The sequence below is a fragment of the Candidatus Ruminimicrobiellum ovillum genome (assembly GCF_002392975.1).
GTDB classification, from domain to species: Bacteria; Elusimicrobiota; Endomicrobiia; order Endomicrobiales; family Endomicrobiaceae; genus Ruminimicrobiellum; species Ruminimicrobiellum ovillum.
This window is the reverse complement of sequence record NZ_DGIC01000009.1, coordinates 78,971-95,690: the sequence shown is the minus strand read 5'-3', so window position 1 is coordinate 95,690 and position 16,720 is coordinate 78,971. Positions and strand designations below refer to the sequence as shown.

Genomic DNA, 16,720 nt, shown 5'->3' with positions numbered 1-16,720 from the left:
ACATGTTCGCACTAAAAAGCTTTTTGATTTATAGCTTTTTACTTTAAAATTTTCTGCACTCATAGACGGCTTTAATCATGCTTGTAAACGAAAATTTTAAAAAGGCAATTATAGTAATAGTTATAAATTGCCGTAAATCCGGAGGGTTTTGTTATGGGTAGGTATTTAGGAATAGATTACGGAAAAAAAAGAATAGGGTTGGCTTTGTCCGACATTATGGGAATGATGGCACAGCCTTTTGATGTTATAGAATTTAAAGGACTTAAAAATAACATTGAGAATATTTTAAAAATAGCTAAAGAAAAAGAAGTTTCTTGTATAGTTGTCGGAAAACCGGTAAATATGAATGCCACCGAAGGTGAAATGGCGGAACTTGCTACGGAATTTGTTGAAGAGTTAAGAAAAGTTACCGATATAAAAGTTGAAATGATAGACGAAAGATTAACTACCGCACAAGCTGAAAGAGTGTTAGTGGAAGAAGCAAATATTTCCAGAGAAAAAAGAAAAGGTTTAAGAGATAAATTAGCGGCAACATTTATTTTGCAAACATATTTGGATATTCATTTAAATTCTTTATAAAATTATTGTAAAATATGTAAATATTAAGAATATTGATTCGGGAGATATTATGAAAAAATTTTTGGCAATTTTAAGTTTTTTATTTTGTTTTAATTTAGCTTATGCCGGATTATCGGTTGACCCGTCCGTAACCAATGTTTTCGGTGAACCGGGTTCTACTTATGAAGGAAAATATACCGTAAAAAACACTTATGAAAGAAATATAAATATTACTGTTGAAGTTACTAAGGGAAATACTTTTTCGGCAAATAAAGATGCGGACGTTAACAGTTGGTTGGTTTTTGAAAAATATAAATATTTTATTCCTGCAGGAGAAAAAGTAGAAGTTCCTTATACTGTTAAAGTGAATGAAAATTTTAAAGGTTCAATTTCCGCAAGAATAAATTTCTCGGTAGATCAAGAAGAAGGACAAATGATAAGTATATCAATATCTGTTCCGATATATGTTACGGTTCAAGGAACCGAAAATGTGGATTTCGGTATAGATTCTTTAGATTTGTATACGGCAGGAGATTTCATATCTTATAAATTAAAATTGGAAAATAAAGGTAATGTCCATATAAGACATTCCGGAAACGTTGAAATATATACCAAGAAGAAAAAGAAATTATTAAAAACTCTTCCTATACAGGAAACAGTTCCTACATACTGTGAACAGAAAAGAGATTTTAATGAAAGATTGTTACCAAAAACCGATTTGAAAAAAGGCAAATATGTTGCCGTATTTAAAGTAAGAGCATTAGGTAAAGAAGTAACAAAAGAAATTAAGTTTAAAGTTTCAAGACTTGGAGAAATTGTAACACAATAATATAAAGGAGGTAGTAACAATGAAAAAGTCGTTGTTGGTTGTATTGTTGGCAGTAGCAATGGTAATACCTGCATTTGCAGCAAAAGGGGATGTGTCCGTCAATGCAAAATTGGGATTAGGTTTAAACAATTCTGTTTCGTATTATGGAGCTTTTGGTGCTCCGGACGATGTATCTCTGGATTTAAAACTTAATATGCCGGTATCGTTGGGAGCTGAATTTTTTTATGGAGTAATGGATAATTTATCCGTAGGTTTTGGTGTAAGTTATGTTTTTGATGCTGAAGCTAAATCCGAAGATCCTGCCTTCAATTCAAAAATTAAAGCCGGAACAACAAATGTTTATTTGGCTGTAAAACCTGAAGCAAAAATCGAATCTGAAATATTTTCAAGCATATATGCAATTGGTCAAATAGGTTTGACAACGGCAAGAGCAAATGTAAAAAATGATCATTATGGGATAGATGAATCTCCGGCAATAGATAGTGGATTATATTTGGGTTTAGGTTTTGGAACAATTATAAAAGATGTTGTTATTGTAGAAATTATATGCTCTTCCGCTAACGGAAAAATCGAAGGAGACCTTTTTGGAGGTTCTTCAAAGATAGATGTTCAATATACGGCAACAACACTTAATGTAGGTTATAAATTCGCATTGTAATTTTGTCGTTAAAATCTCGACAACAGTGTCATCTCGTACTTGATACGGGATTTATGAAAAAATATAAGGAGAAAAAAATAATGAAAAAAAGTTTAATAGCTTTAATATTAACAGTGGCACTTGTAGTACCTGTATTTGCGCAAAAAGGAGATATGTCTGTTAATGCAAAATTAGGTCTAGGTTTAAGTAATAATATTAAGAATGGTGAGGATGATATTAGTTCTACTTTTAAATTAAATATGCCGGTATCGTTGGGAGCTGAATTTTTTTACGGATTGTTTGATAATTTATCTGTAGGTGCAGGTGTTAACTATACTTTTGATACTGAAACAAAGGCTGATGTTGATGGAAAAATGAAAGCAGGAACCACAAATATATATTTGGCTGTAAAACCTGAAGCAAAAATCGAATCCGAAATATTTTCAAGTATGTATTTAATCGGTCAATTAGGTTTGAGTATGGTAAGATTAGATGAGGCTCCAAAAGATCCTGATACGGGTATATATTTGGGTATAGGTGCCGGAACAGTAATAAAAGATGTTGTTATTGTAGAGTTTGTACTATCATCATCTAACGGAAGTGTTAAATATCATGCACACACAGTTGATCTTCAGTATACGGCAACAACACTTAATGTAGGTTATAAATTCAGTTTATAATTTATAATTTAAAGAACAAAAGCGAGAAAGAACAACAATCTTTCTCGCTTTTTTTGTGTAAACATTTATATTAAGTTTTTGATATAATATAAAAATGGAATTTTTGATAGACGGATACAATGTAATTAAGTTCAGCGAGATGTTTTCTGCAAGGACACTTGAATTGCAGAGAGATAAGCTTATTGACTTTATATTGAAATATAATCCGCAAGGTAACAATAAAGTTACAATTGTTTTTGATTGCAGAAGTTCCAACCCTTATGAAGCCGATGGTTATACGACAACCACAATAAAAGGAATAAAAACAATTTTCAGTGAAGGACAAAAATCCGCTGATGATGTTATTGTGGAATATGTTGAAAAAGCTCAAAAGCCGTATAATATTACGGTAGTTACCAACGATAAAGGTATATTTAGGAGAATCGGCGGTAAAGGTGCAAAAAAAATGGCAGTTGCCGAGTTTATATATAACAGAGCAAAAGAACAAACAAGGCCGAACAATATTATAAGAATGAAACAAAAAGACGATTTTTCAGAAATAAGCAGAGAACTCAGCGATTTATGGTTGAAGGAAGATAAACAACCTAAAAAAGAAAATAAAAATAAAAAGAAAAAGGAAAATGCCGATACGGAATTTGATATAACGGCGGAGTTGAGCGATTTATGGCTAAAATAAAAAAAATAATAACAACAATAATTTTTATAATATTTTTCGCTTTTGTTTTATTAATAATATTTCAAGCAACAAGAGAAGATAAAGTTGTTGAAGTTCTTATACCCAAAGGTTCTTCGCCTCATACAATAGCAAAAATTTTAAAAGATTCCGAAGTGATTTCATCACAAAAATTATTTGTTGCTTTAATAAAATTTTACGGCTATTCCACAAAATTGCAGGCAGGGTTATACGATTTTAATAAGAAAGATCCTTTAAATACAATAATAAGCAAAATAAAAAACGGTGAAAGTAAAAATATAAAAGTAACTATTCCGGAAGGTTTTAACATAAAACAGATAGCAAAAGTTTTAGCGGAAAATAAAATTTGTGACGAAGAAAAATTCATTAATTTGGCTACCGAACAAAATATGGAAGGTTTTTTGTTTCCTAACACATATTTCCTTTTGCCTCAAATGGACGAACAAGAAATAATAAAAGTTATGAACGAAGAATTTAACAGATTTTGGACAATAGACAGAGAAGCAAGATTAAAACAAATAAATAAATCTAAAAAAGATATTATAATTCTTGCTTCAATAGTTGAAAAAGAAGCAATAGCAGACAGTGAAAGACCTATAATAGCGGGAGTATTTCTAAACAGATTATCTAAAGGTATGAGATTGGAATCTTGTTCGACGGTTTTATATGCTATGGGGATAAACAAGGCAAGATTATCTTTCGAAGATTTAAAGTTTGAATCTCCGTATAACACATACAGATATAAAGGATTACCACCCGGACCAATTTGTAATCCCGGAGCGGAAGCGATAGATGCTGTATTGTATCCTCAAGCAACGGACAGTTTATATTTCGTTTCCAAAGGTAACGGTACACACTATTTTTCTTCAACATTCGAACAGCACATTAAAAACAAAATTGTTTCCAAAAAGAACAATAAATAAGCTGTAAGCAAAAAAATGCTCCGCATTTTTTTGTTGACACCAAACAAAGTTTTGTAGTAAAATTTTCTTATTATGAAAAAGATATATTTTATATTATTAAGTTTGTTTTTTGTTTTTGCTTGTTCGTCAGATAAAACTGTCGTTAACAAATCGGATCAAGTAAAAGATGATTATGATGTTGCCAAAGAAATAAAAAGAATGGAGAATAAACAAATGAAAGCAATTATTGAAACATCTATGGGAACAATCGAAGTTGAATTGTTTGCGGATAAAGCACCTGTAACGGTAGCAAATTTCGTAGGTCTTGCGGAAGGTAAAAAAGAATTTACGGATCCGAAAACAGGTAAAAAAACAAAAAGAAAATTTTATGACGGTTTAACTTTTCACAGAGTTATTCCCGAATTTATGATACAGGGCGGATGTCCTTTGGGAACAGGAACAGGCGGTCCCGGGTATACTTTTGAAGATGAAACGAACAACGGTTTAAAATTTAATCAACCCGGACTTCTTGCCATGGCAAATGCCGGTCCTAATACAAACGGTTCACAGTTTTTTATTACCGAAGTTACAACACCTTGGTTAAACGGTCATCACACTATATTCGGTCAAGTTATGAGCAACGAAGATTTGGAAATAGTTAAAAAAATCGCAAGAGTCGATTGCGGATTTTCCAACGATCCTATTGAACCGGTATATATAAATAAAATAACAATAAAAGAAAAATAATTATGAAAAAAATTGTATTTGTGGTTGCACCGGAAGTTTTTAGAGACGAAGAATATATTGAACCTAAAACAATATTGGAAGATGCCGGTATTGAAGTTACTACGGCAAGCACTGTTATCGGCGAAATATACGGAAAAATAAAAATAAAGGCTCAAAGTCAAATGCTTGCAAAAGATATAAAAGTTGACGAATTCGACGGAATATTTTTTGTAGGCGGCGGCGGAGCAGCCGTTTATTTTGAAGATGAAACAGTTCACGATATAGCAAGACAATTTTATGCAAAAGGTAAAGTCGTAAGTGCTATATGTATAGCTCCCGTAATACTTGCAAATGCAGGATTGTTACAAAATAAAAAAGCAACGGTATTTCCGGACGGAGCAGATGCTTTGTTACAAAACGGAGCGATTTATACCGGTAATTCCGTTGAGGTTGACGGAAAAATCGTTACCGGTAACGGCCCTCAGGCAGCAACGGAATTTGCCGAAACATTATTAAAAGTAATATAACCCTTATGAAAAGAAATATAATAATTTTATCCGTATTATCATTTTTGTTTTCTGCAGTATTGATGTATTTGTTTGCAGAAATTCTCTATAAAGAAAGAATTTCCGTACAAATAAAATCGGCTCAAGAAAGTATAGTTTCGGGGATAGAACTTATAGCTCCGGAAATAAAAGCTTCCTTAACAAAAGTTGATGACATATCTTTACTTTATTCAATAGAAAAATTATCAAAAATAAAATCGGTTCAGGAAAGTTTTATTATAGATTCAGATTTGAATATTTTAATTCACGATAATTCCGAAAAGTGGAATAAAAAATATGATCAGGATTTTTATAGAGAACTTGTAAAAATAAAAGAGGTTGCCGTAAGAAATATTGATTCTTATACCATGGTTTATTCGTTACCTTTAAACGAAACATCTTCGCTTTGCGTAAAATTTTCATTACAGTCAATTTATGACAGTTTGAAATTATGGAAAATAAAACTTTATGTGTATGGATTTATTGTTTCACTGTTGTTTGCTTTTGCGGTTTATTATTTGTCGAAATTTTTATTTTTGCGCCCTTTCAATAAGGCAAAAAAGTATTTGTCGGTAAATAATACAACGAAAAAAACAATTTATTATGACATTGTTAAAATGGCATTGTCTTATAGCGGAAATGCAGATGAAAACGACGAAAACAGTCTTTTAAAATTGAAAAATTTTATGAATGTTTTATGTAAATCTTATTTAAGTTACAGTGATGAAATTTTCGTTGTTTTAGACAGTAATGCAAGACTTATTTATTGCTCGGATGATAACAATGTTGTATTGGATGAAAAAACAGTAGGGGAACATATAGTAAAACTTACAAGAAATTCCGAAATATTGAAATCAGTTTCAACTTTGTTGGAAAATCCTTCGGATGTTATCAATATTGATATATCCGCATATAAAATAAATCTCACTCCCGTAAAAGATGAACAAGACGATTTTGTCGGAATAATTATTTCCGGTAACACAAGAAAGGATACATTCTAATGTTGGATATAATCCTGATATTTAAAACAATTTTTTTGGGAATAGTAGAAGGTCTTACGGAATTTTTGCCGATATCTTCCACGGGACACTTGATTGTTTGTGCCGATATAATAAAATTTAATACCGAAATTACAACACTGTTTGAAATAGTAATTCAGCTTGGCGCAATACTTGCCGTTGTTTGGCTATACAGAACAAAAATTTTAAATTTAATAACAACTGCATTCAAAGATAAAAAGTCTTTTGATTTTATAATAAATCTTTTTATAGCTTTTGTTCCTGCATCTGTTGTAGGTTTTTTCTTTCACGGAATAATAAAACATTATTTGTTCAATCCCATAACAGTATCTTTTGCACTTATTTTGGGCGGATATGCAATAATTTATATAGAAAATAAAAAGTTGCAGGTTAAAACTCAAGAAGCATATGATATAACGAAAAAGTCGGCACTTATAGTGGGACTTGCACAGATATTATCTCTTATACCCGGAGTATCAAGAGCGGGAGCAACCATAATGGGGGGGGTTTGTTCCGGACTTTCCAGAAAAGCCGCTGCGGAATTTTCTTTCTTCTTAGCTATACCTATAATGTTTGCTGCAACATTGTATGACTTATATAAAAGTTCGTCGATACTTAATTTTGATTCTTGCATAATAATAGCCGTTGGATTTGTTTCCGCGTTTATATCCGCGATAATTGTTATAAAATGGTTTATAAAATATATTTCCGTAAATAACTTTAAACTGTTCGGTTGGTACAGAATTTTGTTCGGAGCACTTCTTTTAGGCTTTTATTATTTTAAAGGTTAACGATGAAAAAAATATTTGAATATCCGATGAACTTTATAAGAAAATGTTATGATTGGACAATAAATTGGTCTAAAACCAAATATGCAAGTTGGGCACTTTTTTTTATAGCATTTGCCGAAAGTTCTTTTTTCCCCGTTCCGCCTGATGTTTTGCTTATTCCTATGGTTATTGCCGAAAGAAAAAAATGGTTTCAAATAGCTCTTATTTGTTCCGTAGGTTCCGTTTTAGGCGCTTTATTGGGATATTTTATCGGATATCAGTTTTATGAACTTATAGGTCAAAAAATTGTAGATTTGTATAATTTACAGGGTGCTGTGGATGTTGTAAGCGCAAAATACCATGAGCATGCCTTTCTTGCTATTTTTACTGCCGCATTTACACCCATACCGTTCAAAGTTTTTACAATAGTTGCAGGTCTTGTTAAAATTTCTTTAATATCTTTAATTGTTGCATCGTCAATAGGAAGATCTGCAAGATTTTTTATAGTTGCAATACTTATAAGAGTTTTCGGCGAAAAAATTCAATACTTTATAGAAAAATATTTTAACCTTCTTACAATTATTTTTACAATCCTTCTTATCGGGGGATTTTGTTGTGTTAAAATGTTTGCAAAATAATTGGCTTTTTGGCTTTTAATTTAGTATTCTATAAAAACATTTAAAACAACTTTTAAAATATTAGTTTTCGGGAGAAAGAAATGAATACACCAAACAATTTGTGTTATGCAAAAACTCATGAATGGGCAAGAAAAGAAGGTAACAAAGTTTATGTCGGAATTACCGACCATGCACAGCATGAAATTACGGATATAGTTCATGTTGAATTACCGGAAGTAGGTAAAAAATTCGATAAAGAACAACCGTGTGCTGTTGTTGAATCGGTAAAATCGGCATTTGATATTTATTGTCCTGTATCGGGAACAATAGTTGAAGTTAACGAAGAATTACTTTCCGCACCTGAACTTATAAATCAGGATCCTTACGGAAAAGGATATTTTTTCGTATTGGAAATATCAAATGAAGAAGATTTAAAAAGTTTAATGAATGCGGAACAATATACAAAATCAATTGAAGGTTAAAATAAATGAATTATATACCAGTAAGTGATAAAGACAGAAAAGAGATGTTTGAAAGTATCGGTGTAAAAGATACACAAGAGCTTTTGTCTCTGCAGATACCCGAAACATTGAGAGTAAAAAAATTAAATTTAGATAAAGGTATGTCCGAACAGGAATTGATATCTTTATTTAAACGGTATGCGCAAAAAAATAAAGCAAATCTCGCTTGTTTTAGAGGTGCTGGAATTTACGATCACTTTGTTCCGTCTATAGTTGACGAAATTATAGGAAGATCGGAGTTTTGGACGGCCTATACTCCTTATCAGGCGGAGGCAAGTCAGGGAACATTACAGGCAATATTCGAATATCAGAGTGTTATGTGCGAACTTACGGGAATGGAATGTTCCAATGCTTCAATGTACGACGGAGCAACGGCAGTTGCCGAAGCAATACTGCTTGCAATCAGAGCATCAAGAAAAAATAAAGTTGTTATATCAAGCGCTTTAAATCCCGAATATATTTCGGTTGTTGAAACATATACCAAAAATTTGAACATTGAAATTATAAAAATCGATGTTGATTCCAAGACAGGGGCTTTAAACAAAGATGTTTTAAATAATGTTTTAGATGAAAAAGTAGCTGCTGTGGTTGTTCAATCTCCGAACTTTTTCGGAACAGTTGAAGATATGCAGGAGTTATCAAAAGCATCAAAAGATAAAAAAGCTTTGTTTGTTGCGGTTGTTAATCCCGTATCTTTAGGTTTATTAAAAACTCCCGGTGAGTACGGTGCCGATATTGCCGTAGGAGAGGGACAAGTTTTCGGTAACCAAATGTATCTCGGAGGTTCAACATTCGGTTTTATGGTTGTAACAAAGGCATTGGAATGGAAAATGCCCGGAAGAATTGTAGGTCAAACCGTAGATAAAGACGGTAAAAGAGGTTTTGTTCTTACATTGCAATCCAGAGAACAACATATAAGAAGAGAAAAAGCAACATCAAATATTTGTACCAATGCCGCACTTAATTCTTTTGCTGCATGTGTTTATGCCGCTTATCTCGGCAGCCAGGGAATAAAAGAGTTGGCGGAAACAAATATTTCCAAGGCAAGATATGCTTTTGAAAAAATAAAGAATATAAAAGGTTTTGTTCCGCTGTTTGAAAATTCCGTATTCTTTAACGAATTTGTTTTCAAAACGGATAAAAATATAGACAAAATAAACGAAGAGTTAATGAAAGAAAATATTTTAGGTCCGTTGGATTTAGGCAAAACAGATGCAAAATATAAAAACTGCATAATGTTTGCAGTTACGGAAAAAAGAACAAAACAGGAAATAGATAAATTAGCTGAAATTTTAACCAGAGTGTAAAACTATGATAAACAATAATAAAACATTAAACGAAATACAATCAAACAGAAGTACCGTAATAGTTGAGAGTGATGTTGAATTAAATGCAAATATTGACGATAAATATAAAAGAACAACAGTTCCTGATATCCCGAATCTTTCGGAATCAACTTTATTGAGACATTACACAAATTTATCGAGAAAAAATTATGCTTTAAGTACAACAATGTATCCGTTGGGTTCGTGTACAATGAAACATAATCCGTTAGTAAATGAAAAAATCGCAAAATTCGACGGGTTTTCTACAATACATCCTTATCAGGATGAAGAAAGTATGCAGGGCAGTTTGGAAATAATGTACGAATTACAAAAAGATTTGTGCGAAATTTCAGGTATGGATTATTTTACTTTACAACCTGCAGCGGGTGCTCACGGAGAATATACCGGGCTTTTAATAATTGCTCAATATTTTAAAAATAAGAATGAAAAGAGAACCAAAATAATAGTTCCGGATTCCGCACACGGAACAAACCCGGCATCGGCGGCTTTGTCGGGATTTGAAATTATTTCTTTAAAATCCGACGAAAACGGTATTGTTTCTCCGGAAAAATTAAAAGAAGTTTTAAACAGTGATGTTGCCGCTATGATGATGACAAACCCGAATACTTTAGGTGTGTTTGAAAAGAATATTGAAGAAATATCAAAATTAATTCATGATAACGGTTCTTTGCTTTATTACGACGGTGCAAACCTTAATGCCGTTATGGGAATTGTTCGTCCGGCGGATATCGGTTTTGATGTTATGCATATTAATTTGCATAAAACGTTTTCTACTCCGCATGGCGGAGGAGGACCGGGATCAGGACCTGTAGGTGTAAAAGCATTTTTGAAAGAATGCTTACCTTCTCCTGTTGTTGTAAAAGAAAATGAAAAATTTAAACTTTATTTTAACAATAAAGATAAATCTATAGGAACAATGAAAGCTTTTTACGGGAATTTTCCCGTTATATTAAAAGCTTGTGCTTATATAAAATCGCTTGGTGGGGAAGGTTTAACAGAGGCTTCCAAACAAGCTGTTATAAATGCAAACTATATATTGTCAAAATTAAAACACAAAGTTAAAATTCCTGCAGGAAATTCTTGCATGCATGAATTTGCAATGTCGTTAAAAGGTGTTTTGGGTAATGATATAAAAACATTGGATGTTGCAAAAAGACTTTTGGATAACGGTTATTATGCACCGACAATTTATTTCCCGTTAATAGTTGAAGAGGCAATGATGATAGAACCGACGGAAACCGAATCTAAGCAAACGTTAGATGAATTTACGGATACATTGTTGAATATAATAGAAGAATCCAATACTAATCCGGAAGTTGTTCATAATGCTCCGGTAAATACTTCCGTTAAAAGATTGAATGAAGTTGAGGCGGCAAGAAAACCTAAACTGCATTGGTAATTTATTTTCTTAAAGTTAAAGTATTAACTTTGGTAACTCTATGTAAAAGAGAACCTTTTGATGTTCCTTTTCCGATATTTAGATTTGATACTACAACTTTGTTTATAAAGCTTACAACTCTTTCTTTTTTGTTTATAAAGTGTTCGTTACCCCATATTGCATGAATTATGTATGGGGTATCGTTTTCATTCCCGATATAAAGCATTATATGTCCCGGTAAATATAATATAGATATTGCAGGTGTCGTTTTTGATATAATTTCTTTGCTCTTTTCCGAATCGGAAGTTTTTCTTTTTAAAGTTGTTTGTTTGTTTCCAGATTTTATTTGTGCTAAAGAATTTCTCGGAAGAATTAAACCGAAACTTCCGAAAACTTGTCGTATAAAAGTTGAACAATCGGGATCACCGTTATATCCTCCCCAAGAATAGGGGGAATTAAGATGTTTAAATGCTTGTTGCAGAACATTTCTTTGCGTATATTTTAAATAACCTACATTTATATCTTCACCGTTAAGATATACTTTTTCAAAAATTAAATTATCTTTATTTGTTTTTTTCGGTATTTTTACGCAAATAATATTGTTGTCAAATTTTTTTAATATCGGTAATTTTGTCGACATACGAATAAAATCATAGTATTTTGTCAGTTCTTTGTTTAAATAAATATCTGTGCCGGTATTTGTTACAACTATAAAATTTTTTTCGTTTATCCAATCCGAGAAAGTTTGTTTTGAAGTGAAAGCGATATCTTTTGTTTTTACCCAACCTTCCGCACTGTAAGATACAACAAAAGTCCATTTGTTATCTTTGGTTGATAATAATGCAATCAAAGGTGTGCCGATATCAATACTTGAAACTTGTAGCCTGTCAATATCGTAAGTTATTTTGTCGTATAGAAAATTTGTATCCGACGGCATTAATCTTATATCCGTATAAGAAGTTGCAAGTGCATATTTTGTTTTGATTTTTTTTGAATTCGGAAATTTTATATTGTTATGAATATCGTTTACATAATTTTTATTTATGGTATTAAACGAACCGTCAATATATTTTCTGTAATAGAATAATTTAAAAATTTGTTTTTGTTGTCTTTTCAATGATGCGGTGCTTACATATTCGGGAAAAGTCTCAATGTTATTCAAATAAATTAAATCTTTAAATAATTCTTTGTTTTTTGCTTTTATTTGATTCTGTGTTAATATTTCTTTGTCCGGATTTTTTATTTTTGATATCCAATATCCGGCAGATTTCATTTTTCTGGAAACATCTTTTATTATTATCGGACCGTTGGGAATAAAATTGCTGTTTGAAAAGATATCGTTTTCGTCAACCGGTATATCATCCGAATAAGCTTCGTCAAAATCTTCGCCGTCAACAAAAAAAACATAATCTCTATCCGTAAAAGATTGTTCCTCCTGTGCGTATATTGACGAAATAAGTAATATTGGTAATAGAAAAACAAGTGCTTTTATGAATTTCATACACGATTATTTTACAAAATTTAAAGTAAAATTTTAATTTTCTTTATGAGAATAAAATAACAAGAAACAAATTTATTTTATTATAGAATCATTAATGTCTTCATATTTTTTATTCTCTGAGTCTGAAATTGTTTGTGTCTGTTGATTTTGCATAGATTGTCGGATTTGTTGAGTTGTCTTGGTTTCTTGTATATTGTTTTTTACTCTATTTGCTTTTGCAACGACAAACAGCATTAGTAACGGTATCGTAACAAATAAGGCACCGAAGAAAAGGAAAAAAGTTTGGCAAATTGTATGATTGAAATCAGTTCCGTTTTTTATTGCATTGTTTATTTGTGTTTGCAACGACAGTTTGGAATTATATCCGGAAGAATAGTATGTTGTAACAGGATAAAGATATCCGTTATATCCCTCCAATTCCACTCTGTAAGATGCTTGTCCCTTAGAACTTCTTGAAGATGTTATTACAGCTTGTTTTAAGTTCGGTATTATCAAATCAATGTTTTTAAAAGGGGGGATCATTGATTTTCTGTGTATCTGTGCTTCCGTGACCGATTGTAACTTTTTTATTTCTATTTTTACGGGAAAACTTCCGACTATACAGAAATAAAGTCCTATCAATATGAATAAAAGCAAAAATGTTTTCGGCGGTTGTTTTTTTATTTGTTTAGCCATATATTAATTATACAATTTTTAAACTCAAATATAAATAATTGAAAAAAACTGTTTAAATGAATAAAATATATTTCGTAAAATGAACAGAACAAGTATACAATTATTTTTTATTTGTCTCTTGATGGCGGTGATAGGTTATTTCGGACTTATATATGAGAAAGCTCCGCAATGGAGAGGTATTCTCGTAAAAAAAGAACCGATACAACGAATGATAAAAAAGCCTAAGCCTTTTAAATACAAAAAATTTTTTATCACACCGTTAGCCGATTATTCTATAACAGGCGTGGTTATAAGTACGGAAAGATATTTTTTTGATCCAACATCTTCGATATCGCCTATAGATGTTGCTTTGGCATGGAAAAAGATGTCTATGCCGGAAGTTATAACCGAATTCAAGTTTAAACACAGAAGAAGATGTTTGTTGTATTCCCCGAAAAAAGGATATTGGCCCATAATGGAACACGATATAAGAAATTCGATATCAAATAATCATTGTATTCCTGCAAACAAAGATATTAAAAAGAAATTGTTTAAAATAAAACAATATGATTTGGTAACAATTAAAGGTCAACTTGTAAAAGCCGAAAAGCCCGGTATGATGCCTTGGACATCCTCTCTTTCCAGAAACGACACATCATCTTGGGGCGAAATGGTGGGTTGTGAAATTATTTATGTAACGGATGTTGAAATTTTGGAAAAACAATAAAGTTTTAAGGAGATAGTATATGGATTTTTTAGAGTTGGTAAATAAAAGATATTCCGAAAGATTTTTTGATAGTATACCCGTAGAACAAGAAAAACTCGATAAAATACTTGAATCCGGGAGACTTGTCCCTACGGCATGTAATTATCAGCCTCAAAAGTTTTATGTGTTAAAAAGCAAAAAAGCTTTGGAGCTTGCGGCAAAAGTTACACCGTTTACATACAATGCTCCGTTGATAATTTTAATTTGTTACGACAACAATGAGGTTTGGAAAAATAAAAGAGAGGAAGGTTACAATTCCGGAGAACAAGATACAGCTATTGCCGCAACAACAATGATGTATGAAGCTGAATATTTAGGAATACATTCTTTATGGATAAGGGGCTTTAATTCAAAAGTTGCTTCGGAAACATTTAACCTTTCCGAAAATATTGTTCCCGGTATGATGTTGGCTTTAGGATATCCGTCGGAAAAATCGAAGCCGAGTGACTGGCACTATAAAAGAAAAGAGATGAAAGATATGGTAATTGAACTGTAAAAAGGAGAAGAAATGAAAACTTTTAGAAAAGAACTTTTTTTTAACACAAAAAACAGAATAGATTTTATTAATATCACCGATGATGTTCAACAAGCAATAGTTGAGAGCGGGATAAAGGAAGGATTATGTTTGGTAAATGCAATGCATATTACCGCAAGTGTTTTTATAAACGATAATGAGTATGGTTTGCACAATGATTTTAAAAAGTGGCTTGAAAAACTTGCTCCGCACGAACCGATAAATTTTTACAGACATAATGACACCGGTGAAGATAATGCGGACTCTCATTTAAAAAGACAAGTTATGGGCAGAGAAACGGTTGTCGCAATTACAAACGGAGAACTTGATTTCGGTCCGTGGGAACAAATTTTTTACGGAGAATTTGACGGACAAAGAAGGAAAAGAGTGCTTATAAAAATTATCGGTGAATAGATTTTTAATTGATAAAGACATAGCATAATTGGTATAATATAAGAATGAATAAATTTAAGAAAATAAACATTACGAAAAAAATAAGTTTGGCAAATAATTTGCCGTTAAGTATTATTGCGGGACCATGTGTTATCGAAAACAGAAAACAGGTTTTTGATTTGGCTAAAAAATTAAAAGATATTTGTTTGAAAGAAAAAATAAATTTTGTGTTTAAGGCATCTTACGATAAGGCAAACAGATCTTCTCTTGATTCTTTTAGAGGGCCCGGAATAGATGACGGATTAAAAATTTTGGCTGAAATAAAAAAAGAATTTAATGTTCCCGTTCTTACCGATGTTCATTGCACACATGATGTAGAAAAGGTGGCTCAGGTTGTAGATATAATACAAATACCGGCTTTTTTATGCAGACAAACAGATTTGGTTGTCGAATGTGCAAAAACAGGTTTGCCGGTAAATGTAAAGAAAGGTCAGTTCCTTGCACCGGAAGATATGTTTCAGGTAATAAATAAAATTGCAAAGTTTAACAATAAAATTTCCATTACGGAAAGAGGAGCAAGTTTCGGCTACAGAAACCTTGTAGTTGATTACAGATCTATAGAAATAATGAAACAATTCGGCTATCCTATAATTTTTGATGCTACGCACAGTGTTCAAAAACCGGGAGGACTCGGAACTTCAAGCGGAGGAGACAGGCAGTTTGTGTTGCCTCTTGCAAAAGCCGCTTGTGCCGTAGGAGTTTCTGCTTTATTTATGGAAACTCATCAAAATCCGGATAAAGCTCTTTCCGACGGAGCAAATTCCGTAGATTTAAAAATGTTTAAGTCAATTTTAAATCAAACAAAAAAAATAGATACTTTGGTAAAGGATTTTTAATATGGCAGATAAAGATATTAAGACACAAGAAACTTGGATGCCGACATTTACATGGCTATGTAAATCTTTTCTTGTAATAACGGTTTTTCTTGTAATAACTTTTTTTTCTTTGAACTTTTTGTTAAAACCTTATATGAGAGATATCCCGTCGGAAATTACTCCATGGCTGGAAAAAAATCCTCAACAGACGGAAATTGCCGTTGAAGATAATAACTTAAATAAATAATAACGGAAGAAATAATGAAAAAATATGCAAAACAGTTATTAAATGCAGCTTCAAAAATAAAATTGCTTGCTACCGATATTGACGGCGTTATGACTGCCGGAGAAATTATTTTACTTGAAAACGGTGAAGAAATAAAAATTTGGAATGTTAAAGACAGATTAGGAATGCATTTGTTGAAAGAATATTTACCCGATGTTAAAGTTGCTTGGATTACAGGAAGAAAATCAAAACAAATTGAGATAAGAGCTAAAGAACAAAAAGTGGATTTTTTAGTTCAAGAATGTAAAGATAAGTTAAAATCTCTTAATACGATTGCAAATAAAATGTCTATAGGAATATCCGAAATTGCGTATATAGGGGATGATATTATAGATTTGTGCGTGTTAAGAAAAGCAGGATTATCTGTTTGCCCGAGAGATGCAGTCATGGAAGCAAAAAAAATTTCAAAATATATTTCTCAATATGATGGCGGTAAAGGTGTATTCAGAGAAGTTTGTGAAATTTTGTTGAAAGCAAATAAAAAATGGGATGATATAATAAGTAAATAG

Annotated in this window: 22 protein-coding genes; 20 read left to right on the top strand and 2 right to left on the bottom strand. The window is 31.8% G+C overall.

The annotated features are described in order from the left end of the window. The first annotated feature begins 153 nt into the window (after positions 1-153). The 14 genes from ruvX (at position 154) to gcvPB (ending at position 11,243) form a co-directional block, all read left to right on the top strand. The gene (gene ruvX, locus B2Y85_RS03325) at positions 154-579 is read left to right on the top strand and encodes a Holliday junction resolvase RuvX (protein WP_372519057.1); all 426 of its coding nucleotides are present in this window, start codon (positions 154-156) and stop codon (positions 577-579) included. Between the two features lie 49 nt (positions 580-628). Continuing rightward, positions 629-1,387 (top strand): hypothetical protein, encoded by a 759-nt coding sequence (locus tag B2Y85_RS03320; RefSeq protein ID WP_372519056.1) that lies wholly within the window; start codon positions 629-631, stop codon positions 1,385-1,387. A 19-nt stretch (positions 1,388-1,406) separates the two neighbouring features. Continuing rightward, a complete protein-coding gene (locus B2Y85_RS03315; RefSeq protein WP_372519055.1) occupies positions 1,407-2,045 on the top strand; it encodes an outer membrane beta-barrel protein in 639 nt (212 codons plus the stop codon). 80 nt (positions 2,046-2,125) lie between these two features. Next, positions 2,126-2,704 (top strand): outer membrane beta-barrel protein, encoded by a 579-nt coding sequence (locus B2Y85_RS03310; protein ID WP_372519054.1) that lies wholly within the window; start codon positions 2,126-2,128, stop codon positions 2,702-2,704. A gap of 94 nt (positions 2,705-2,798) precedes the next feature. Next, positions 2,799-3,380, top strand: a complete 582-nt coding sequence (locus tag B2Y85_RS03305; RefSeq protein WP_372519053.1) for an NYN domain-containing protein — start codon at positions 2,799-2,801, stop codon at positions 3,378-3,380. After that, complete coding sequence (gene mltG, locus B2Y85_RS03300; RefSeq protein WP_372519052.1) at positions 3,368-4,321, top strand: endolytic transglycosylase MltG; 954 nt, start codon at positions 3,368-3,370, stop codon at positions 4,319-4,321. Before B2Y85_RS03305 ends, mltG begins: the two co-directional genes overlap by 13 nt. A gap of 213 nt (positions 4,322-4,534) precedes the next feature. Then, positions 4,535-5,047 (top strand): peptidylprolyl isomerase, encoded by a 513-nt coding sequence (locus B2Y85_RS03295; RefSeq protein WP_372519310.1) that lies wholly within the window; start codon positions 4,535-4,537, stop codon positions 5,045-5,047. A 2-nt stretch (positions 5,048-5,049) separates the two neighbouring features. Continuing rightward, positions 5,050-5,553, top strand: a complete 504-nt coding sequence (locus tag B2Y85_RS03290) for a DJ-1/PfpI family protein (protein ID WP_372519051.1) — start codon at positions 5,050-5,052, stop codon at positions 5,551-5,553. Positions 5,554-5,558: 5 nt separating this feature from the next. Next, positions 5,559-6,572 carry a hypothetical protein gene (locus B2Y85_RS03285; protein ID WP_372519050.1) on the top strand — a complete coding sequence of 338 codons (1,014 nt, stop codon included), beginning with the start codon at positions 5,559-5,561 and terminating at the stop codon, positions 6,570-6,572. Continuing rightward, complete coding sequence (locus tag B2Y85_RS03280) at positions 6,572-7,381, top strand: undecaprenyl-diphosphate phosphatase (RefSeq protein ID WP_372519049.1); 810 nt, start codon at positions 6,572-6,574, stop codon at positions 7,379-7,381. The genes B2Y85_RS03285 and B2Y85_RS03280 overlap by 1 nt, the downstream gene beginning before the upstream one ends. Positions 7,382-7,383: 2 nt before the next feature. Next, positions 7,384-7,998 (top strand): YqaA family protein, encoded by a 615-nt coding sequence (locus B2Y85_RS03275; RefSeq protein ID WP_372519048.1) that lies wholly within the window; start codon positions 7,384-7,386, stop codon positions 7,996-7,998. An 80-nt stretch (positions 7,999-8,078) separates the two neighbouring features. Beyond that, on the top strand, positions 8,079-8,459 hold the full coding sequence (gene gcvH, locus B2Y85_RS03270; protein ID WP_372519047.1) for a glycine cleavage system protein GcvH: 381 nt from the start codon (positions 8,079-8,081) through the stop codon (positions 8,457-8,459). A 5-nt stretch (positions 8,460-8,464) separates the two neighbouring features. Next, positions 8,465-9,805: an aminomethyl-transferring glycine dehydrogenase subunit GcvPA gene (gcvPA, locus tag B2Y85_RS03265; RefSeq protein ID WP_372519046.1), complete on the top strand. Its 1,341-nt coding sequence runs from the start codon at positions 8,465-8,467 to the stop codon at positions 9,803-9,805. A 4-nt stretch (positions 9,806-9,809) separates the two neighbouring features. Then, entirely contained in the window at positions 9,810-11,243 is a 1,434-nt protein-coding gene (gene gcvPB / locus B2Y85_RS03260) for an aminomethyl-transferring glycine dehydrogenase subunit GcvPB (RefSeq protein WP_372519045.1), read from the top strand. Between the two features lies 1 nt (position 11,244). On the opposite strand, the gene B2Y85_RS03255 is transcribed toward gcvPB, so the two are convergent. Together B2Y85_RS03255 and B2Y85_RS03250 are read right to left on the bottom strand one after the other, a co-directional pair. Beyond that, a complete protein-coding gene (locus B2Y85_RS03255; protein ID WP_372519044.1) occupies positions 11,245-12,723 on the bottom strand; it encodes an SH3 domain-containing protein in 1,479 nt (492 codons plus the stop codon). A 72-nt stretch (positions 12,724-12,795) separates the two neighbouring features. Next, positions 12,796-13,398, bottom strand: coding sequence for a hypothetical protein (locus B2Y85_RS03250; RefSeq protein WP_372519043.1), 603 nt, complete (start codon positions 13,396-13,398; stop codon positions 12,796-12,798). Between the two features lie 79 nt (positions 13,399-13,477). Here B2Y85_RS03250 and B2Y85_RS03245 point away from each other — a divergent pair, with 79 nt between their 5' ends. From B2Y85_RS03245 to B2Y85_RS03220, 6 genes are read left to right on the top strand one after another with little or no spacing between them, the layout of a single operon-like run. Continuing rightward, entirely contained in the window at positions 13,478-14,104 is a 627-nt protein-coding gene (locus tag B2Y85_RS03245) for a hypothetical protein (protein WP_372519042.1), read from the top strand. 19 nt (positions 14,105-14,123) lie between these two features. Beyond that, positions 14,124-14,639, top strand: a complete 516-nt coding sequence (locus tag B2Y85_RS03240) for a nitroreductase family protein (RefSeq protein WP_372519041.1) — start codon at positions 14,124-14,126, stop codon at positions 14,637-14,639. A gap of 12 nt (positions 14,640-14,651) precedes the next feature. Continuing rightward, complete coding sequence (locus B2Y85_RS03235) at positions 14,652-15,071, top strand: secondary thiamine-phosphate synthase enzyme YjbQ (RefSeq protein ID WP_372519040.1); 420 nt, start codon at positions 14,652-14,654, stop codon at positions 15,069-15,071. 44 nt (positions 15,072-15,115) lie between these two features. After that, positions 15,116-15,946: a 3-deoxy-8-phosphooctulonate synthase gene (gene kdsA / locus B2Y85_RS03230; RefSeq protein WP_372519039.1), complete on the top strand. Its 831-nt coding sequence runs from the start codon at positions 15,116-15,118 to the stop codon at positions 15,944-15,946. A 1-nt stretch (position 15,947) separates the two neighbouring features. Beyond that, complete coding sequence (locus B2Y85_RS03225) at positions 15,948-16,172, top strand: hypothetical protein (protein ID WP_372519038.1); 225 nt, start codon at positions 15,948-15,950, stop codon at positions 16,170-16,172. A gap of 14 nt (positions 16,173-16,186) precedes the next feature. Next, the gene (locus B2Y85_RS03220; protein ID WP_372519037.1) at positions 16,187-16,720 is read left to right on the top strand and encodes a KdsC family phosphatase; all 534 of its coding nucleotides are present in this window, start codon (positions 16,187-16,189) and stop codon (positions 16,718-16,720) included.